Source organism: Kitasatospora sp. NBC_00458, from assembly GCF_036013975.1.
GTDB lineage: Bacteria > Actinomycetota > Actinomycetes > Streptomycetales > Streptomycetaceae > Kitasatospora.
The window spans coordinates 4,791,881-4,811,095 of the sequence record NZ_CP107904.1; the positions used below are offsets into that span (position 1 = coordinate 4,791,881).

A 19,215-nucleotide genomic window follows, 5' to 3' on the forward strand; every position below is an offset into this window, starting at 1 on the left:
GGGGACGGCCTTTCGGGGACGGGGACGGGGAGGCGGTCGGGACGGGGCGTCGCGGACGGGCGGTGCGGGGCGCTACAGGTCGGGCCGCAGGACGGCCCGGCGGCCGTTCAGCCCGCCCTTCTCCAGCCGCCGGTGGGTCTCGGCGGCGGCGGCGAGCGGGTGGGTCTCCAGGGCGCGCGGCCGCAGCCGGCCGGCGGCGAGCAGGCGGTTGATCGTGGCGGCGGCCTCGGCGAGTTCACCGGTGCCGGCGTGCGAGATGACGAACCCGCGGATCGAACCGTCCTTCATGTAGAGCTGTCCGGCGGGGAGTTCGGGGCGTGAGCGGGCGCCGGCGAGCAGCACGATCCGGCCGCGCGGGGCGAGCAGGTCGACGGCGGTGGCGAGGTCGTTGGTGCCGGAGGTGTCGAGGTGGACGTCGATGCCGTCCGGGCAGGCGGCCCGGATCCGGTCGGGCAGGTCGGGGGAGCGGTAGTCGAGGACCTCGGTGGCGCCGAGGCCCCGGCAGTGGTCGGCGTCGGCGGCGCTCGCGGTGGCGACCACCCGGGCGCCGGCCTCGACGGCCAGCACGATCAGGGCGCCGCCCACGTTGCCGCCCCCGCCGGCCACCAGGACGGTCTCGCCGGCCCGCAGCCCGCCGTGGGCGAACAGGGCGAGGTGGGCGGTGGCGGCCGGGTGGACCACGGCGACCGCGCCGGTCCCGTCCACGCCCGGGGGCAGGTGGTAGAGCCGGTCGGCGGGGACGACGGCCCGTTCGGCCGTCGGGCCCTGCCGCCCGCCGTGGCCGAGGCTGTTGGACCAGACCCGGTCACCGGGGGTGAAGCCGGGGGCGCCCGGGCCGGCCTCCGCGACGGTGCCCACGAGGTCCCGCCCGATCACGAACGGGAAGGGCACCGGGGTGCGGAAGAGCCCCGAGCGGACGAAGGTGTCGACCGGGTTGACCGAGACCGCGGCCACGTCGACCAGGACATCGGTGGGCCCGGGGACCGGCTCGGGGAGTTCGCCGTAGCGGATGTCCGTTGCCGGTCCGTGCTGGGTGATGAACGCTGCGTGCATGGGGCCGATCCTCCGGGAGGGACGGGCGGTCTGCGCCGAGACACGGCATCGTTCGTCAACTCCTTTGTCCCGGACGGAAAGGCGGAAGGGGCCGGGTTGTCCCCCGACCTGACATAGATGCTACACCGATCGGTGCAATCTCTCATCTGCACCGAGTAGTTTACTTAGGTCTCGGGTCGGGCCGGCGCCATCGGTCCGGTCCACAGGCCCGACACCCTCAAGGACGGAACCATGGCCACCGACCGACTCCTCGCCCAGCCCGGGCCGACGCCCGACAGCGGGAGCGGACAGCAGTCGCAGCGCCCCTTCACCAGTCGTCTGCCGTCGCTGACCGGCCTGCGCTTCCCCGCCGCCCTTGCGGTCTTCGCCTACCACGCGGCCCTCCCCATCCCGACCCTGCGGCTCTTCGCCGACGACGGCACCGAGTTCCGCTTCGTCGACATCGCCGACCAGGCCGGCGGGCTCGGCGTCGCCTTCTTCTTCGTGCTCAGCGGCTTCGTGCTCACCTGGTCGGCCCGCGCCGACGACACGGCCACCGGGTTCTGGCGGCGAAGAATGGTCAAGATCGTCCCGAACTACGTGGTCGCCTGGGCGCTGGCCATGGTGCTGTTCGCGAGCACCTACACGCCGGCCAGGACCGCGATCGTCAACCTGCTGATGCTCCAGGTCTGGATACCCGACTTCAACACCTACTTCAGCGTCGACCCGCCGAGCTGGTCGCTGGGCGCCGAAGCCGTCTTCTACCTCTCCTTCCCCTTCCTGCACCGGGTGTTCCGGAAGATCCGCCCGGAGCGGCTGGTGTTCTGGATCGCCGGGGCGGTCGCGGCCATCGTCGCCACCCCCGCCGTCGCCTACCTGCTGCTGCCCGACACCCCGGGCGTCCCCGGCGGCTACGAGGGCTCGGTCTCGCAGTACTGGTTCAGCTACGTGCTGCCGCCGGTCCGGATGCTGGACTTCGCGCTCGGCATGCTGGTCGCCCACGCGGTGCGCAGCGGCCGCTGGCGCAACATCGGGATGGTCTGGTCCGGCCTGCTGCTGGTGGCCGGCTACATCGCCACCCACTACGTGCCCTACCTGTACGCCCAGCGGGTCGTCACGGTCGTCCCGATCGCCCTGCTCATCGCGGCCGCCGCGATCGCCGACAACGAGGGGCGGTTCACGGTCTTCCGCAACCGGGCGATGACCTGGCTCGGCGAGATCTCCTTCGCCTTCTACCTGCTGCACTTCATCGTGCTGACCGAACTGCGTGACCTGCTCGGCACCAGGATGTTCTCCACGGTGGAGGGAATCGGCCTGCTGCTCTTCGCGATCGCGGCGACCGTGCTGGTGTCCTGGGTGCTCTACCGGCTGGTCGAGGCCCCGATCACCCGGCGGTTCTCCACCCCGCGCCGCGGCCGGCCCGCCGTCCGGAACGACTGACAGGCCCGGGGCGGACCCGCGACAGGCACGCCTCCGACCCGCGACAGACCCACGACAGACCCGCGACAGACCGTGATGGACCGTCAAGAAAGCGAGCCGTTCCCATGGGCAAGATCCTCGTCACCGGGGCGACCGGCCAGGTCGGCGCCGAGGTGCTGGCGCAGCTGCTGGCGGCCGGCGCCGACGTCCGGGCCGGCGCCCGGACCCCGGAGAAGCTGGCCCCGACCACCGCGGCCGAGACGGCCGTGCTCGACCTGACCGACCCGGAGACCTACGGACCGGCGCTGGCCGGGGTCGAGAAGGTCTTCCTCTACGCGGTGCCGCAGGGGACCGAGGGCTTCCTCGCGGCGGCGAAGGAGGCGGGCGTGCGGCACGTCGTGGTGCTCTCCTCGCAGACCGTGGTGGACGCCTTCCCGGTGCAGCGGCCGATCGTCGAGATGCACCGGGCGGTCGAGGCGGCCGTGGTCGCCTCCGGCATCCCCCACACCCTCCTGCGGCCGCACAACTTCGCCACCAACATCCTGATGTGGGGGTGGCCGGAGTCGATCCGCGCCGAGGGGCGGATCCGCTTCCCGTACCCCGGGTCGCACAGCGACGCGATCCACGAGAAGGACATCGCCGCGGTCGCCGTGGTCGCGCTGACCCAGCCCGGCCACGAGAACCAGGCGTACTTCATCAGCGGCCCGGCCTCGATCACCCAGCGCGAGCAGCTGGCCGTCCTGGCCGAGACGCTCGGCCGGCCGCTGGAGTTCGAGGAGCTCACCGACGCGCAGGCGCGCGAGGCGCTGGCCCCGATCGTGCCGGTCTGGGTGATGGACGCGGTGGTCGGCTACTGGGAGGGCTCCGACGGCGTCCCCACCGAGGTCTCGGACACGGTGGAGAAGCTCACCGGCCGGCCGGCCCGGACCTTCGCGGAGTGGGCCCGCGACCACGTGGCGGACTTCACCGCCTGACCCGTCCCGGCCGGGCGCCGTCCTCGCGGGGGCGGCCGGCCGGTGCCCGCCCGGCCGCCGGTGCCGGATCCGCCGCGACCGGCGGCTCCGGGGCCGGCGCCCGGAACCCGGCGGCCGGGAGCCCGGTGGCCGGGCCACCACCGCGAGCGCCGGACGGGTGGGCTGCGCACCTTAGCGGGAGGGGGCGCGGCGCCTAGCGTGAGGACGGCGCAGCCATCCGCGCATTCGAGGGGGATCAATGAGCGGTCTCGCCCTGGGCACCGGCCTTCCGGTGCACGGCCTTCCGGTGCACGGCCTTCCGGTGCACGGCGTCCTGGCGTCCGGCGCCCCGGCGTCCGGAGCGCCCGCGCACGGCGTCCTGGCGTCCGGCGTCCCGGTGCACGGCCTCCCGGGGCAGGCCGCTCCGGCGTCCGGCCCTCCGGCGGCCCGGCAGCTGCCGGGCGGGCCCGGCCCGGGCCTCGACGCCTCGCACGACGTCCTGCTCCGGGAACTGTGCGCCGTGCTGTTCGCCTCGCTGCCCCGCAGCGACCAGCGGCAGAAGGGCGTCCAGTACCTGCGCGGACTGCTCGGCGCGCGCGGCCGCAAGTCGATCCGGAACATCGCCACGGTGGTCGGCGGCCAGGCCGCCGAACAGAGCCTGCACCACTTCATCACCAGCTCCACCTGGGACTGGGGGCCGGTCCGCCAGGCGCTGGCCCAGCACCTCGCCCGGATCGCCCCGCCGCAGGCGTACGTGCTGCGGCCCATGGTGATCCCGAAGGCCGGCGACCACTCGGTGGGCGTGGACCGCCGGTTCATCCCGGCCCTCGGCCAGGTGCTCAACGCCCAGCAGGCGGTCGGGGTCTGGGCCGCCTCGGAGAGCTTCAGCGGCCCGGTCAACTGGCGCCTGCACCTGCCGCAGGCGTGGCTGGACAACGAGCCCAGACGCAGCCAGGCGCTGATCCCGGACGAGGTGGACGCGGAGACCCTCGGCGACTGCGCGCTGGAGGCGGTGCTCGGGCTGCCGGCCCGCTGGGGCCTGCCGCTGCGCCCGGTGGTGACGGACGCCCGGGACACGGACGGGCTGCGGATGGTGCGCCGGCTGCGGGCCGAGCGGCTGCCGATGCTGGTCCGGGTCGGCGGCTCGTTCCCGCTGCTGCCGGTGGGGCCGGTGCTGCCGGGCCGGCCGCCCGGCCCGGGGCCCGCCTACCGGCTGATGACGGCGGCCCGGGAGCTGCGCCGGCCGGTGGTCTGGTCGGGCCCGGCCGGCGGGCTGCGCAACGGTCTGATCGCCTCGGTCCCGGTCCGGCTGCCCGGACGCGGTACGGGCTCCGGCCGTGACGGGCGGGGCGGCGGGGAGCTGGCGCTGGTCGGGGTGGGCGCGCCCGGGCGGCTCTGGCCGGCCGAGCTCTGGCTCACCGACCTGGTGGACCTCCCGGCGGCCGCCCTGGTCCGGCTGGCCCGGCTGACCGACCGGGTGGCCCGGGACTTCGCCAGGACCGCCGACCGGGTCGGGGTGCGGGACTTCGCCGGGCGCTCGTTCAGCGGCTGGCACCGGCACATCACGCTGGCCTCGGCGGCCCACGCGGTGGCGGTGCTGGCCCGCGGGGACGACCGGCGGGTGTGACGCCGCGTCAGACCGCCCGGCCTGGCGGGTCGTTGCGCGCGGCACGGTCCAGCAGGACGCGCCGCACGCTGCAGAGCTTGAGCGCCAGCTGGACCTCGAAGGCCCGCTCGGGCTTCTGCCAGTCCGGGCCGAGCAGTTCGCCGATCCGCTCCAGCCGCCGGGCCACCGTGTTGGGGTGGACGTGCAGCTTCTGCGCGGCGTGGGTCGGACTGTTGCCGGTCTCGAAGTACGCCTGGAGCGTGCGGGTCAGCTCGGTGAGCCGCTGCCGGTCGTAGTCGAGGACCGGACCGACGGCCGACTCGATGAATCCCTCGATGTCATGGTTGTCCGCCAACAGTACGCCCACGAAGCCGAGTTCACGGACGGATGCGGCGCGGCCGACGGCGCCGAGCGAGGTCATCGCGTCGAGGCAGCGCAGTGCCTCCTGGTAGCCGTGGAACACCGAGGTCGGATCGGAGACCGGGCCGGCCGCGCTGACCGTCACCGGGATGCCGAGCAGCGGGGTCAGCTCCTCCGAGACGGCGCGCGCGGCCGTCCCCGGATCACTGCCGGGCAGCAGCAGGACGGCCCGGCCGTTGTGGACCCGCTTCAGCCCGCTCATCCGGTGGGCGTACAGGTTGGCCCAGGTGGCGGCCTTGCCCTGGGCCTCCCCCTCGGGCCGGGCCACCACCAGGACGTGTGCGGTGGAGAGGTCGATGCCCAGTCGGCGGGCGCGCAGCGCGAGTTGCTGCGGCGGGCGCTGCGGGCTGGCCAGCAGCTCGTCGAGGAGCTCGTCCCGGACGTGGCCGGGCGGCCCGACCGGCCCGGCGGCCCGGCCGCCCTCCAGCAGCAGCGCCACCGCGACGGCCTGCGCCACGCTCTGGCAGAACTCCGCGGCCAGGTCGGCCCGCCCGTTGGCCGGGCGGGCCAGCAGGGTGCCCAGGTCGGTGGAGCCGGCACGGACCGGGGCGGCCCAGAGCGGGCCCGCCAGCCGGACCGGCCGGCCGGCGGCGTGGGTGTCCACCGCGGTGGCGACCACGGTGGGTTCGTCCAGCTCGGGCAGGTCGCCGGCCGAGGCGACCACCGTGCCGTCGGTGGCGTACACCCGCAGGCCGAGGTCGAGGCGGCGGCCGGCGTCCCGGACCAGGGCGTGCGGGTCGCCGCCGGAGAGCGCCAGGTCGACCAGGGCGCGGTGGGCCGCCCCGAGTTCGCCGAGGGGCCCGTCGGGCGGCGGTCCGGCGGCCGGCCGGGCGGCGAGCTCCAGGAGCCGGGCCTTCTCGACCGCCACCCCGGCGAGGTCGCCGAGTGCGGCCAGCAGCGAGATCTCGTCGGTGGTGAAGCGGCGGACCTTGCGTTCGGCGGCGTACAGCACGCCGAACGGGCGGGCGCGGTGGCCGAGCGGGACGGCCACCACGGCGTGCAGGCCCTCGGCGCGGACCGCCTCGTCGATCACCGGGCTGTGCCGGATCCGGTCGTCGGCCAGGTAGTCCGGGGTCCAGAACGGCGCGGGGTCGGCGAGCACGCCGGCGCCCAGGCCGAAGCCTTCGGGGATCCGCAGGCCGACGGCGAGGCACCCGGCCGGGCCGTCGGTGGTGCGGATCCGGATCTGCCCGTGCTCCTCGTCGACCGTGGTCAGGTAGGCCACGTCGGTGCCCAGCAGCAGCCGGGCCCGGCGGGTGATCACCCTCAGCAGGCCGTCCAGGTCGTACGGCAGCGCCAGGTCGCGGGCGGTGTCGGCGAGCGCGGCGAGTCCGGCCTCGCGCCGGCGGCGGCGCTGCGACTGTGAGCGTATGGAGAGGCCGAGCTGTTCGATCCGGCCCAGCGCCTCCCGTTCCCGGGGTGACGCACAGATCTTCCGGGCCTGCTCGACCAGCTCCTCCAGCTGGGCGGCGGGCGCCTCGCTGGCCAGCAACTCCAGGACGTTGAACGCGATTGAGTCGGCCGACCGTCGCGTCATGACCTTCCCTCCCCCCAGGCCCTCCCGAGCAGAAGGAGTGCGTGACGGCCTGCAAATCGGAAGGTATGCGGGGGCGGATGTTCCCGTCAAGCACAGGTCCGGGCCGGTCGCCGGGCCGTCGGCGCGGTGCCCGGCGGCGCCGGACGGGTGGAGGTGATGGTTCGTCAAAGATCCTCAGGTGCCCCGGAGTCGGGCCGGTTCGCTGTCTCCGTGCAGGTCGGCCGGGCGGGCCAGCCGGGTGGCGGCCGAGGCGTGCAGCCGCAGCCAGTGGTCGATCAGCCGCGGCACGCTGTCCTCCTCCAGCCGCCGCACCACCGCGCAGTAGTCGATGCCGAGCCGGCCCAACCGGTCGAGCACCGCCTGGGCCGCCTCGTGCCGGCCCATCAGGGTGTCGCCGTCGAGGCGGAGCATGCGGACCGCCTCGTCCAGCACCGGCCGGGTCATCGCGTGCGCGGTGCCCCAGGAGACCAGGCCGGCCACGTACCGGGCCTGCGCGGCGGCGGCGCCGGCCAGCGCGGAGTCGGTCCACAGCAGCCGCTGCGGCCGGGCCCCGGAGGCGCGCAGGGTGCGCCAGCGGCCGTCGCCCAGCCGCTCCTCGTACGCCCGGTACATCAGCCGGGCCGCCGCCTGGGCGGTCAGGCCGCGCAGCGCGAGGGCGTCCGGGGTGCCGAGGGCGGTCAGCCGCCGGTCGATCTCCTGGTCGACCCGGCCGACCGGCAGCGACGCCACCGAGGCGATCGCCGCCAGCGGCCGGCCGGCCGCCAGCGCCTGTTCCAGGCCGTCGAAGTAGGCGTCCACCACCTGCCCGTAGCGGTGCACCGAGAACAGCCCGGTCGCGTGCACCCCGAGGCCGAGGCCGACGCAGTCGCGGATCGCGCCCAGCCCCTCGGGGGTGGCCGGGATCTTCACCAGCAGATTGGGCCGGTCCACCGCGCGGGCCAGTTCGACGGCCTCGGCGGTGGTCGCCGCCGGATCGTGGGCCAGCCGCGGGTCGAGGTCCGCCGAGACCAGGCCGTCGTGGCCGTGGGCGGTGCGGAAGACGTCCAGGAACTGGTCGCAGACCAGCCGCAGGTCGTGCACCGAGGCGGCCCACACCGAGCCCTCGGGGGAGACGTCGTGCCCGGCGAGCCGGGCGAGCTGCTCGGCGTAGACCGGGTCCCGGCGCAGCCGGCCGGCCAGCAGCGCCGGGTTGGTGGTGGCGCCGCGCAGGCCGGTCTCGTCGATCAGCCGGCCGAGCAGGCCCGAGGTGGCCAGGCCGCGGTGGATCCCGTCCAGCCAGGGGGAGACGCCTTCGGCGATCAGCGGCCGCAGGTCTCGTCGACTGGGTGGGGCGGCCGGCGGTTTCTTCACTGCGGGATCACTGCTCCTCGGCTCTGCGGCGGCCCGAAAACGGTGCCGGGCACCGAGGATAGGGAGCAATTCGTGCCCGGAAAAGTCACTTCCCCGGTCAATGTCAGGTCGGGTCGAACGGGACATCTGATGAGTATTTGATGGACTGCGACGCCACCTGACGAAGTGCCGGGAACTCCGTTGGCCGACCCGCTGTCCACCGTCAAGGATCAGCTGAACGCGCCCCCGTCACCGAGGAGTTCGCTGCCATGACCACCATTGCCGTCATCTATTACTCGTCGACCGGAAATGTCGCCCGGCTGGCCGGGGCGGCGGCGGCCGCCGCGGAGAAGGCCGGTGCCGAGGTGCGGCTGCGCCGGATCGCGGACCTCCCCGACGACACCTACGTGCCCGGGACCGAGGACGCCGCGCGGGAGCTGCGGGAGCGCACCGCGGACGTCCCCGTGGCCGACCTCGCCGACCTGGCCTGGGCGGACGGCATCCTGGTCGGCACCCCGGTCCGGTTCGGCCTGCCGGCCGCGCCGGTCCTGCGGTTCGTCGACTCCACCGCGCCGCTGTCGATCCCGGGCGGGCTGGCGAACAAGGCGGTCTCGGCGTTCACCTCGGGCTCCGCGCCGCGCGGCGGCCACGAGACCACGATCCTGGCGCTGCACAACGTGTTCTGTCACTGGGGCTCGCTGATCCTGGCCACCGGCTCCACCGACCCGGTGCTGTTCCAGCCCAACAACGGCAACCCGTACGGCGCCAGCGCGGTCTCCCGGAACGTGCCCGGGCAGGTCCACGAGGAGAACATCGCCGCCGTCGAGTACCAGGCCCGCCGCGTGGTCCGGGTCGCCGGCCTGGTCCGGGGCCTCGACACGCCCTGAGTACCGGGGCCGTGGACCTGGCACAGGCCGGCCCCCAACCGTGAGGGAGACGTCAGTGGACAACCTGCTCGTGGGATCGCTCGCCGGCCGCCCCGCAAGACAGCAGCCGGACTGGCCGAATCTCTTCGAACTCGATTCCGTCAAAAAGGAGTTGGCCGAAAAACCCGCCTTGGTGGCGGCCGCCGACGTGCACCGCCTGCGCACGCTGCTCGGCGAGGTCGCCGAAGGCCGCGCACACGTGCTCCAGGCCGGCGACTGCGCCGAGGACCCCCTGGAGTGCACCGCCGGGGACGTCGCCCGCAAGGCCGGGCTGCTGGACGCCCTGGCCGGCCTCCTGAAGATCGCCACCCACCGCCCGGTGGTGCGGATCGGCCGGATCGCCGGCCAGTTCGCCAAGCCCCGCTCACACCCCACCGAACGCTGCGACGGCGTCGAACTCCCCGTCTACCGGGGCCACATGGTCAACGGGCCGGAACCCGACCCGGTCCAGCGCACCCCCGACCCGCGCCGCCTGCTGACCGGCTACGACGCCGCCCGGCAGGCCATGGTCCACCTCGGCCGGCTCGCCCCCGGCGAACCCTCCGCCGCCTGCCCGCCGGTGTGGACCAGCCACGAGGCCCTGCTGCTCGACTACGAACTGCCGCTGGTCCGCCGCGACGAGGAGGGCCGACCGCTGCTCGCCTCCACGCACTTCCCGTGGATCGGCGAACGGACCCGGCAGCCCGACGGCGCCCACGTCGCGCTGCTCGCCCGGGTGGCCAACCCGGTCGGCTGCAAGGTCGGCCCGGGCACGACCCCGGACGAGCTGCTCCGGCTCTGCGCCCTGCTCGACCCCGGCCGGGAGCCGGGCCGCCTCACCCTGATCGCCCGGCTGGGCGCCGACCGCGTCGCCCAGGTCCTCCCCGGGCTGGTCCGGGCCGTGCGGGCCGCCGGACACCCGGTGGTCTGGCTCACCGACCCGATGCACGGCAACACCTTCAGCCGGCCCGACGGCCTGAAGACCCGCCTGGTGGAGACCGTCGTCCGGGAGGTCGAGGGCTTCCAGCAGGTGGTCCGCGCCGAGGGCGGCACCGCCGGGGGCCTGCACCTGGAGACCACGCCCGACGACGTCACCGAGTGCGCCGACGACGAGGCCGGGCTCGGCCGGGTCGGCGACAAGTACACGAGCTTCTGCGACCCGCGGCTCAACCCGGGCCAGGCGATCGCCGTGGTGTCCGCCTGGCGCGCCTGACCCGGGCACGGCACCCGGCGGACCACCCCGCCCGGCGCGATCACCGCGCACAGCGGACCACCCCGCACGTCCCCGTCCCCCGTACGCCCCCGTCCCACCCACGACCCCGCGTGCACAACCCCCAACCCACACCGCCGGCCCGCACCCCCGGGCCGACCCCAGGGAGGTCTGGCACATGCAGAACAAGGTGGCACTCATCACCGGCGCGGCCGGCGGCATCGGCGCCGCCGTGGCCCGGGCCCTGGCCGCCCGCGGCGTCCTGGTCGCCGCCGTCGACCGGGACGCCGGCCGCCTCGCCGAACTGGCGGGCAAACTCACCGCCGAGGGCCTGACCGTCGTCGCGGTACCCGCCGACGTCACCGACAGCGCCTCCGTCGAGGAGGCCGTCGACACGGCCGAACGGCGGCTGGGCCCGATCGACTACCTGGTCAACACCGCCGGCGTGCTCCGCCTCGGCGAGGTCCGCGACTTCACCGACGAGGACTGGCGCAGCACCTTCTCGGTCAACGCCGACGGCGTCTTCCGGGTCTCCCGCGCCGTGGTCAACCGGATGATCCCGCGCCGCAGCGGCGCGATCGTCACGGTGGCCTCCAACGCCGCCGCCACCCCGCGCAGCGAGATGGCCGCCTACGCGGCGTCCAAGGCCGCGGCGACCCTCTTCACCAAGAGCCTCGGCCTGGAGGTCGCCCGGTACGGCATCCGCTGCAACCTGGTCGCGCCCGGCTCCACCGACACGCCGATGCTCAGCTCCATGTGGCACGACGAGAGCGGCCGCGCCGGCACCCTGGAGGGCCGGCCGTCCGCCTACCGGGTCGGCATCCCGCTCGGCAAGCTCGCCGAGCCGGAGGACGTCGCCCACGCCGTCGTCTTCCTGCTCTCCGACGAGGCCGGCCACATCACCCTGCACGACCTCACGGTGGACGGGGGTGCCGGGCTCGGTGCGTAATGGCCTCCCCACCCCGACACGGCGGCCGGGCCTGCCGGCGATCGCCCCCTACCCGCTGCCCACCGCCGCCGAGCTGCCGCCCAACACGGCGGACTGGACACTCGACCCGGGCCGCGCGGTCCTGCTCGTGCACGACATGCAGCGCTACTTCCTGGCGCCGTTCGGCGAGGACGGCCCGCTGCTCGCCCACACCGTCCGGCTCCGCGACTGGGCCCGCGCGCACGGCGTGCCGGTCGCCTACACCGCGCAGCCCGGCGGCATGACCCCCGAACAGCGCGGCCTGCTGGCTGACTTCTGGGGCCCGGGGATGCAGGCGTCGCCCGCGGACCGGGAGATCGTCGACCGGCTCGCCCCCGGCCCGGACGACTGGCTGGTCACCAAATGGCGCTACAGCGCCTTCTTCAACAACGACCTGCTGGCCCGGCTGCGCGCCGCCGGCCGCGACCAGCTGGTGCTCTGCGGCGTGTACGCGCACGTCGGGGTGCTGATGACGGCGGTGGAGGCGTTCACGAACGACATCCAGACCTTCCTGGTGGCCGACGCGGTGGCCGACTTCACGGCCGAGGACCACCGGATGGCCCTCGACTACGCGGCCCGGCGCTGCGCCGTGGTGCTGACCGCGGACTCGGTCACCGGCGGTCCGGCGGCGCAGCGGCGCGACGCGGCCCCGTCGAGCGCCGGGACGGTGACCGGATGAGCGAGCTGCTGGACCGGGTGCTGGCCGGGCACCCGCCGGCCTTCGCACTGCTGCACCGCCCGGAGGCCACCGGGTCGGGCCTGGTGGACCTGCTGGTGGGCGAGGTGTCCGAGCCGGCCACCCTGGCGGACCTCCCGCTGTCCGCCGAACCCGCCGGGAACGGCCACGAACTGCTGGCGCTGGTCCCGTACCGGCAGATCGCCGAGCGCGGCTTCGAGGCGGCCGACGACGGCACCCCGCTGCTCGCGCTGACCGTCACCGAGCAGGCCGTGCTGCCGCTCGCCGAACTGCTCGCCCGGCTGCCGGACGTGCCGATCACCCTGGCCGGCGGCCGCTTCGACTCCGACGACGAGGAGTACGCGGAGACCGTCCGCCGGGTGATCGGCGAGGAGATCGGCGAGGGCACCGGCGCCAACTTCGTGGTCAAGCGCTCGTTCGTCGCCGAGATCACCGGCTACACCCCGGCCGCCGCGCTGACGCTCTTCCGCCGGCTGCTCCAGCGGGAGACCGGCGCCTACTGGACCTTCGCGGTGCACACCGGGGAGCGGACCCTGGTCGGCGCCACCCCCGAGCGGCACATCAGCGTGCACGGCGGGCGGGCGGTGATGAACCCGATCAGCGGCACCTACCGGTACCCGGAGCGGGGGCCGGACCTCGACGGCCTGATGGACTTCCTGGCCGACCGCAAGGAGGCCGAGGAGCTCTTCATGGTGGTCGACGAGGAGCTCAAGATGATGGCCCGGATCTGCACGGCGGGCGGCCGGGTGGTCGGCCCGTACCTGAAGGAGATGGCCCGGCTCGCGCACACCGAGTACTTCATCGAGGGCCGGACGGACCGGGACCCGCGCGAGGTGCTGCGCGAGACGCTGTTCGCCCCGACGGTGACCGGCAGCCCGCTGGAGTCGGCCGCCCGGGTGATCGCCAAGTACGAGCCGGCCGGGCGGGGTTACTACAGCGGGGTGGTCGCGCTGATCGGCCGGGACGCGGAGGGCGCGCGGGCGCTGGACTCCGGCATCCTGATCCGCACCGCGGACATCGACGCGGCCGGACGGCTGCGGATCGGGGTCGGCGCGACGCTGGTCCGGCACTCCGACCCGGACTCCGAGGTGGCCGAGACCAGGGCCAAGGCGGCGGGGCTGCTCGCCGCGCTGGAGGACGGCGGCCGGGGCCGGTTCGGCGCCCATCCGAAGGTCCGCGAGGCGCTGGCCGGGCGGAACCGCGCGCTGGCCGGCTTCTGGCTCGCCGACGGCGGTGGTGACGGCGGCGACGACGGTGGCGACGACGGTGGCCTCGGCGGCGTCGGCGGCGGTGCGCTGGCCGGGGAGGTCGGCGAGGGCGGCGAGAGATCCGGCGAACGGTCCTACCGGAGAGCGGAGTTGGCCGGACGGCGGGTGCTCGTGGTGGACGCCGAGGACACCTTCACCGCGATGATCGACCACCAGCTGCGGGCACTCGGCCTCGACGTCACCGTCCGGCGGTTCGACCGGCCGTACGGGCTGGCCGGGTCCGACCTGGTGGTGCTGGGCCCCGGCCCGGGCGACCCGCGCGACACCGCCCACCCGAAGATCGCCCATCTCCGTTCCCGCGTCAGGGAGTTGATCTCCGACGGTCGGCCGTTCCTGGCGGTCTGCCTGAGCCACCAGGTGCTCTGCGCGGAACTCGGCCTGCCGCTGGTCCGCCGGGAGGCGCCCAACCAGGGCGTCCAGCGGGAGATCGACCTGTTCGGTGCCGGGGAGCGGGTCGGCTTCTACAACACCTTCGCCGCCTCCTGGACCGAAGGAACGGGTACGGAAGGCGAATTCGGGTTTCCCGGCGGCACCGTCCGGGTCGCCCGGGACGCCGCCACCGGAGAGGTGCACGCGCTGCGCGGTCCGGGCTTCGCCTCGGTGCAGTTCCACGCCGAGTCGGTGCTCACCCGCGACGGCGTACGGATCACCGGGGACCTGATCGCCCACGCGCTGGGCGGTCCGGCCCGGCGCGTGGGCGGCCCGGCCGATTCCGCGGCCACCTGACAAGGCCGGCACCGGCCCTGTGGCCCGGCCATTCCCGGGACCCCGACGACCCGTCGGTGTCCGGCGCCCGAGCAGACCGAGGGGAAAAGGATGATAACGACGGGAATTCCCGGGAAGGGTCGCACACATTCGGGAATCGCCGTCCTGGGAACCGGCTCGTACCTGCCGGCCCGGGTGGTGAGCAATTCCGAGGCCGCCGCCCCCGCGGGCGTCACCGGGGAATGGATCGCGCGGAAGACCGGAATCTCCCGGCGCCGCCGTGCCGAGCCGGACCAGGCCGCCAGCGACCTCGCGGTGGCGGCCGGCCGGGCCGCCCTGGCGGACGCCGGGGTCCGCCCGGCCGACCTGGCGCTGATCATGGTCGCCACCTCCACCCCCGACTCCCCGCAGCCGCCGACCGCCAGCGTGGTCGCCGACCGGCTCGGCGCCGCCCCCGGCACCGCCGCCTTCGACGTCAACGCGGTCTGCAGCGGCTTCGTGTTCGCCCTCACCGCCGCCGAGCGGATGCTCACCGACGCCGCCCCCGGGTACGCGCTGGTGATCGGGGCCGACGTCTACTCGCGGATCCTCGACCCCACCGACCGGCGGACCGCCGTGCTGTTCGGCGACGGCGCCGGCGCGGTGGTGCTCGGCCCGGCCCCGGAGCCCGGCCGGGGCCTGCTTGCCGGCCGGCTGGCCGGGTTCGGCGCCGACCGCGGGCTGATCGGCGTCCCGGCCGGGGGGAGCCGGCTGCCCGCCAGCGCCGACACCCTCGCCCGGGGCCTGCACTGGTTCCGGATGGACGGCCGCGGTGTGCGCGAGTTCGTCGAGACCCGGCTGCCGGAGGCCGTCCGGTCCTTCCTGGCCGACGCCGGGTTCGCGCCCGGCGACCTGGCCGGGTTCGTGCCCCACCAGGCCAACGGGCTGCTGCTCGCCGACCTCGCCGACCGGCTCGGCATCCCGGCCGCCCGCACCTGCACCACCGTCGAGGAGTACGGCAACACCGGCTCGGCCTCGATCGCCGTCACCCTCGACCGGGCCGCCAGGGCGGGCCGTTTCGCCGCCGGGGACCTGGTGCTGCTGGCCGGCTTCGGCGGCGGCATGGCGATCGGCCTCGCGCTGCTGCGCTGGTGACCGCACCGCCGCCGCTTCGCCCCGCCACCGCACCGCCCGTCCCGCTCCGCCCCCGCTCCGCCCCCGCTCCGCCTCACCTGCCAGACCCACCGCCCGCCGGACCCACCACCTGCCACACCGACCGCCCGCCACACCGACCGACAAGGAGATCACCGTGCTGGACGACGCCATGGTGGACGCGTACCTCGCCCGGATCGGCGCCGAACGGCCCGAGCGGGCCGACCTCGCCGCGCTCACCCGCATCCAGGAGCGGCACGTGCTGTCCGTGCCGTTCGAGAACCTCGGCTACCACCTCGACGAGCCGATCCACATGGACGAGCAGGTCCTCGACAAGATCGTCCGCCAGCGCCGCGGCGGCGGCTGCTACGAGGTCAACCCGGCCCTCTCGTTCCTGCTCACCGCACTCGGCTACCAGGTCGAGATCCTCCCCGGCCGGGTCCACCGCCCCGGCGGCACGCTCGGCGCGGCCATGTGCCACCTGGCCCTGCGGGTCACCGTCGACGGCGAACAGTGGCTGGTGGACACCGGCTTCGGCCGCAACAGCCGGCACCCGCTCCGGCTGGCCTCCCGCGAGGTCCAGCACGACCCGGACGGCGACTTCCTGCTCGCCGACGTCGAGGGCGGCGGCTTCGACGTGCTGCTCAACGGCAAGCCGCTGTACCGGCTGGAGGACCGCCCGGTCCGCATCGAGGACTTCCGCCCCACCCTCTGGTGGTACCGCACCGCGCCCGAATCCCCGTTCCTGCAGGACGTGTTCTGCTCGCTGCGGACCGAGGACGGCCGGATCACGCTCAAGGGCAACCAGCTCTCCACGGTGGCCGGCAGCGAGCGCTCCAGCGAGGAGTTCGTCGGCGACGCCGCCGTCCTGGAGGCCTACAAGACCCACTTCGGGTTCAGCCTGGACCGGCTGCCCGACCAGCCGGACGGCGGCGTCACCGCCGGCGTCCAGACGGGATGACCGCCATGACCACCAGCGAACCCCGTACCGCGGCCGGGCACCGCGCGGCCCCGGCGCCCACCGACCCGGCCCGGCTGCCCGCCGTCTTCGCCGAGGCCTTCAACACCGGCGACCAGACGGCCGTCGAGGAGCTCTTCGAGCCCGGCGCGGTGTTCGTCGACCGCCCCGGCGTGGTGGTGACCGGCGACGAACGGCGCGCCGCGACCGCCCGCTTCCTCGCGCTCGGCCTGCCGATCCGGATCACCCTGCGGCACTGCTACGTCAACGGCGACCTCGCCCTGCTGATCGGCGACTACCTGATCGAGGGCGAGGGACCGGACGGGCCGGTCCGCTCCGAGGGCACCGCCACCGACGTCGCCCGGCGCGGCGCCGACGGCCGCTGGCGCTACGCCATCGACAACCCGCCCGGCACCGACCGCTGACCCCCCACCCCTGGAAGGACCGCTGTGTCTCCTGCCGCCGATCCCGCCGCCGACCCGGTGCTGGACCTCCCGTTCGACGCCGTGCCCGACCCCGAGGAGTACCTGCGCGCCGCCATGCGCTGGCACTTCTCGCCCGGGACCGGTTCCCCGTTCTGGCTCTCCCGGGCCGCCTCCCTCGGCTTCGACCCGCTCACCGAGGTCCGCACCCACGCGGACCTCGCCAGGTTCCCCAACCTCGCCAACGAACTGCGCACGGCCCGCGTGGAGGACCTCGTCCCGCGCGGCTACGGCGACCGCCCCGGGGTGGTCGGCGTCTACGAGAGCGGCGGCACCACCGGCGCGCCCAAGCGGATCGTGCTGCTGCGCGACTGGCTGGACCGGCTGCTCGGCTGGTCCAGCGCCCAGCTCGACGGCCACGGCGTGCCGCAGGGCGTCAACTGGCTCGTCGTCGCGCCCACCGGCCCGCACATGGTCGGCGACGTCATCAAGGCCCAGACCGCCTACCGGGGCGGCCTGTCCTTCACCGTCGACCTCGACCCGCGCTGGGTGAAGAAGCTGATCTCCGAGGGCAAGGCCGCCGAGGCCGGCGCGTACGCCGAGCACATCGTCGACCAGGTCGCCCACGTGCTGGAGACCCAGGACGTGGGGGTGCTGATGTGCACCCCGCCGGTGCTGGAGCGGATCGCCCGGCGGGACGGCCTCGCCAAGCTCGTCGCCGAGAAGATCCGGGCGATCAACTGGGTCGGCACCCAGATGGACCCCGACACGCGGCACCTGTACCGCACCGAGATCTTCCCGGACGCCGTGCTCTACAGCGGCTACGGCTCGACCATGATCCTCGGCAACGCCAGCGAGCGGCACGGGCTGACCGACGACGACCCCTGCGTCTACGACCCGTACTCGCCGTACATGAGCTTCGGGGTGGTCGACCCGGAGAGCGGCCGGACGGTCGGCTTCGGCGAGCGCGGGCAGGTGGTCATGCACCACGTCTCCAAGAGCCTGCTGATGCCCAACAACCTGGAGCGCGACCTCGGCACCAGGATCGCCCCGCTGCCGGGGCAGCTCGGCGACTCGGTGGCGGACATCGCCCCGGTCCGGGAGTTCGACGACGAGACCGTGATCGAAGGGGTCTACTGATGGCCGATCCGCTGCAGCCGCCCGGACCCGCGGCAGGGCCCGCGCCCGGACCCGCGCCCGGACCCGCGGCCGGAGCCGACGCCCCGGGGACCTCCGGCCTCCTGCAACTGGACGCGCTCGGCCCCGGCGAACCGTTCCGGGCCCGCCGGCGGACCGTCGTCCCCGACGTCACGGGCGCGCCGTTCGCCGAACTCAGCCTCGTGCCGCGGCTGTTCGTCACCAGGGCGATGCGGGCGCTGCACGCCGCCGAGTCCCTCCCGGCCGCCGAGCGGTTCGCCGCCCTGGCCCGGGCCGGGCGGATCTTCACCGAGGAGACCATCGACGGCCTCGGCCCCGCCGCCTACCAGCGGGCCGTGGCCCGGGTCTCCGGCGTGCCGATCGGCGTCGTGCGGGACGCCGTCCGCGCCATCGCCGACTCGGCCCGGAAGGCCGGCTGGTCCGCCCACCGGGCCCAGCCGGTCGGCGCGGTGAGCGACTGGCGGGACGCCGCGACCATCGACGGCAGCGCCGTCTGGACCAGGCGCGGCAACGTCTTCGCCGTCCACGCGGCGGGCAACCACCCCGGCCCGCACGGGCTCTGGCTGGAGGCGCTGGCCCTCGGCTACCGGGTCGCCGTCCGCCCCTCCCGGCGCGAGCCGCTCACCCCGCACCGGCTGGTCACCGCGCTGCGGCTGGCCGGCTTCGGCACCGACCAGGTGGTGCTGCTGCCCACCGACCACGAGGCCGCCGACGAGATCCTGCACGGCGCCGACCTCGGCATGGTCTACGGCGGCGACGAGGTGGTCCGCAAGTACGCGGGGAGCACCGTGCTGCCGCAGGGCCCGGGCCGGTCCAAGATCCTGCTCACCCGGGACACCGACTGGCGCGCCCACCTGGACACGATCGTCGACTCGATCAGCCACCAGGGCGGCGTCGCCTGTATCAACGCCACCACCGTGCTGGTCGAGGGCGACCCGGCGCCGCTCGCCCGGGCGATCGCCGAGCGGCTGGCGGTCATCCCCAGCCTGCCGCCGGAGGACGAGAAGGCGCAGCTCGCCGTGCAGCCGGTGGCGGAGGCCCGGGCGATCGAGGCCTTCCTGCTGCGCCGCGCGGCCGGCACCCGGGCCTGGCTCGGCGGGGACGGCGTGGTCGCCGAACTCGGCGACGGCAGCGCGGTGCTGCGGCCCGCCGTGCACCAGCTGGACCGGCCCGACGCGGAGCAGGCCGGTCTCGAACTCGCCTTCCCCTGCGTCTGGGTGGCGCCCTGGACCCCCGAGGCGGGGGTCGCCCCGCTGCGCGATTCCCTGGTGCTGACGGCGTTCACCCGGGACGACGCGCTGTTCGACCGGCTGCTCCGGGAGCCGAGCATCAGCAACGTCTACCGGGGCGACCACCCGACGTACTGGCTCCGGCCCGGGGTGCCGCACGACGGCTACCTGGGGGAGTTCCTGATGCGGACCAAGACGGTCATCCGGGACTGAACCGTGCCGACGGCCGGAAGGCCCCCGGTCCGCGCGGACCGGGGGCCTTCCGGCGT

Annotated in this window: 16 protein-coding genes; 13 read left to right on the forward strand and 3 right to left on the reverse strand. The window is 74.9% G+C overall.

All coding sequences use genetic code 11. The features are described 5' to 3' along the window. Positions 1-72 precede the first annotated feature (72 nt). Entirely contained in the window at positions 73-1,053 is a 981-nt protein-coding gene (locus OG550_RS19760) for an NADPH:quinone reductase (protein WP_327679370.1), read from the reverse strand. Positions 1,054-1,284: 231 nt separating this feature from the next. On the opposite strand from OG550_RS19760, the gene OG550_RS19765 reads away from it, so the two are divergent. From OG550_RS19765 to OG550_RS19775, 3 genes are all read left to right on the forward strand, one after another. Next, positions 1,285-2,472, forward strand: a complete 1,188-nt coding sequence (locus tag OG550_RS19765) for an acyltransferase family protein (RefSeq protein WP_327679372.1) — start codon at positions 1,285-1,287, stop codon at positions 2,470-2,472. A 104-nt stretch (positions 2,473-2,576) separates the two neighbouring features. After that, on the forward strand, positions 2,577-3,425 hold the full coding sequence (locus OG550_RS19770; protein WP_327679374.1) for an NAD(P)H-binding protein: 849 nt from the start codon (positions 2,577-2,579) through the stop codon (positions 3,423-3,425). A 238-nt stretch (positions 3,426-3,663) separates the two neighbouring features. After that, positions 3,664-5,031 (forward strand): IS701 family transposase, encoded by a 1,368-nt coding sequence (locus OG550_RS19775; protein ID WP_327679376.1) that lies wholly within the window; start codon positions 3,664-3,666, stop codon positions 5,029-5,031. Positions 5,032-5,038: 7 nt separating this feature from the next. Here the strand turns inward: OG550_RS19775 and OG550_RS19780 are convergent, their stop codons facing one another. Next, positions 5,039-6,967, reverse strand: coding sequence for a helix-turn-helix domain-containing protein (locus OG550_RS19780; protein WP_327679378.1), 1,929 nt, complete (start codon positions 6,965-6,967; stop codon positions 5,039-5,041). 174 nt (positions 6,968-7,141) lie between these two features. Continuing rightward, positions 7,142-8,317 carry a transaldolase family protein gene (locus OG550_RS19785; protein WP_327679380.1) on the reverse strand — a complete coding sequence of 392 codons (1,176 nt, stop codon included), beginning with the start codon at positions 8,315-8,317 and terminating at the stop codon, positions 7,142-7,144. 248 nt (positions 8,318-8,565) lie between these two features. Between OG550_RS19785 and OG550_RS19790 the strand changes: the two genes are divergently transcribed. The 10 genes from OG550_RS19790 (at position 8,566) to OG550_RS19835 (ending at position 19,159) form a co-directional block, all read left to right on the forward strand. After that, complete coding sequence (locus tag OG550_RS19790; RefSeq protein ID WP_327679382.1) at positions 8,566-9,183, forward strand: flavodoxin family protein; 618 nt, start codon at positions 8,566-8,568, stop codon at positions 9,181-9,183. A 55-nt stretch (positions 9,184-9,238) separates the two neighbouring features. Next, entirely contained in the window at positions 9,239-10,414 is a 1,176-nt protein-coding gene (locus tag OG550_RS19795; protein ID WP_327679384.1) for a 3-deoxy-7-phosphoheptulonate synthase, read from the forward strand. Between the two features lie 175 nt (positions 10,415-10,589). Continuing rightward, a complete protein-coding gene (locus tag OG550_RS19800) occupies positions 10,590-11,360 on the forward strand; it encodes a 2,3-dihydro-2,3-dihydroxybenzoate dehydrogenase (RefSeq protein ID WP_327679385.1) in 771 nt (256 codons plus the stop codon). After that, positions 11,353-12,057, forward strand: coding sequence for an isochorismatase family protein (locus OG550_RS19805; RefSeq protein WP_327679387.1), 705 nt, complete (start codon positions 11,353-11,355; stop codon positions 12,055-12,057). The genes OG550_RS19800 and OG550_RS19805 overlap by 8 nt, the downstream gene beginning before the upstream one ends. Next, a complete protein-coding gene (locus tag OG550_RS19810) occupies positions 12,054-14,069 on the forward strand; it encodes an anthranilate synthase family protein (RefSeq protein ID WP_327679389.1) in 2,016 nt (671 codons plus the stop codon). Before OG550_RS19805 ends, OG550_RS19810 begins: the two co-directional genes overlap by 4 nt. 90 nt (positions 14,070-14,159) lie before the next feature. Then, positions 14,160-15,182 (forward strand): 3-oxoacyl-ACP synthase III family protein, encoded by a 1,023-nt coding sequence (locus OG550_RS19815; protein WP_327679390.1) that lies wholly within the window; start codon positions 14,160-14,162, stop codon positions 15,180-15,182. 154 nt (positions 15,183-15,336) lie between these two features. After that, a complete protein-coding gene (locus tag OG550_RS19820) occupies positions 15,337-16,140 on the forward strand; it encodes an arylamine N-acetyltransferase family protein (RefSeq protein WP_327679392.1) in 804 nt (267 codons plus the stop codon). 5 nt (positions 16,141-16,145) lie between these two features. Continuing rightward, positions 16,146-16,562, forward strand: coding sequence for a YybH family protein (locus tag OG550_RS19825; RefSeq protein WP_327679394.1), 417 nt, complete (start codon positions 16,146-16,148; stop codon positions 16,560-16,562). Between the two features lie 24 nt (positions 16,563-16,586). Next, positions 16,587-17,699: a phenazine antibiotic biosynthesis protein gene (locus OG550_RS19830; RefSeq protein WP_327679396.1), complete on the forward strand. Its 1,113-nt coding sequence runs from the start codon at positions 16,587-16,589 to the stop codon at positions 17,697-17,699. Beyond that, a complete protein-coding gene (locus OG550_RS19835) occupies positions 17,699-19,159 on the forward strand; it encodes an aldehyde dehydrogenase family protein (protein ID WP_327679397.1) in 1,461 nt (486 codons plus the stop codon). The genes OG550_RS19830 and OG550_RS19835 overlap by 1 nt, the downstream gene beginning before the upstream one ends. Positions 19,160-19,215: the final 56 nt, after the last annotated feature.

Coding starts and splice junctions, on each gene's coding strand:
- OG550_RS19790 (WP_327679382.1), top strand. CDS start 8,566: ATGACCACCATTGCCGTCATCTATTACTCGTCGACCGGAAATGTCGCC.
- OG550_RS19815 (WP_327679390.1), top strand. CDS start 14,160: ATGATAACGACGGGAATTCCCGGGAAGGGTCGCACACATTCGGGAATC.
- OG550_RS19800 (WP_327679385.1), top strand. CDS start 10,590: ATGCAGAACAAGGTGGCACTCATCACCGGCGCGGCCGGCGGCATCGGC.
- OG550_RS19765 (WP_327679372.1), top strand. CDS start 1,285: ATGGCCACCGACCGACTCCTCGCCCAGCCCGGGCCGACGCCCGACAGC.
- OG550_RS19770 (WP_327679374.1), top strand. CDS start 2,577: ATGGGCAAGATCCTCGTCACCGGGGCGACCGGCCAGGTCGGCGCCGAG.
- OG550_RS19835 (WP_327679397.1), top strand. CDS start 17,699: ATGGCCGATCCGCTGCAGCCGCCCGGACCCGCGGCAGGGCCCGCGCCC.
- OG550_RS19775 (WP_327679376.1), top strand. CDS start 3,664: ATGAGCGGTCTCGCCCTGGGCACCGGCCTTCCGGTGCACGGCCTTCCG.
- OG550_RS19825 (WP_327679394.1), top strand. CDS start 16,146: ATGACCACCAGCGAACCCCGTACCGCGGCCGGGCACCGCGCGGCCCCG.
- OG550_RS19760 (WP_327679370.1), bottom strand. CDS start 1,053: ATGCACGCAGCGTTCATCACCCAGCACGGACCGGCAACGGACATCCGC.
- OG550_RS19780 (WP_327679378.1), bottom strand. CDS start 6,967: ATGACGCGACGGTCGGCCGACTCAATCGCGTTCAACGTCCTGGAGTTG.
- OG550_RS19810 (WP_327679389.1), top strand. CDS start 12,054: ATGAGCGAGCTGCTGGACCGGGTGCTGGCCGGGCACCCGCCGGCCTTC.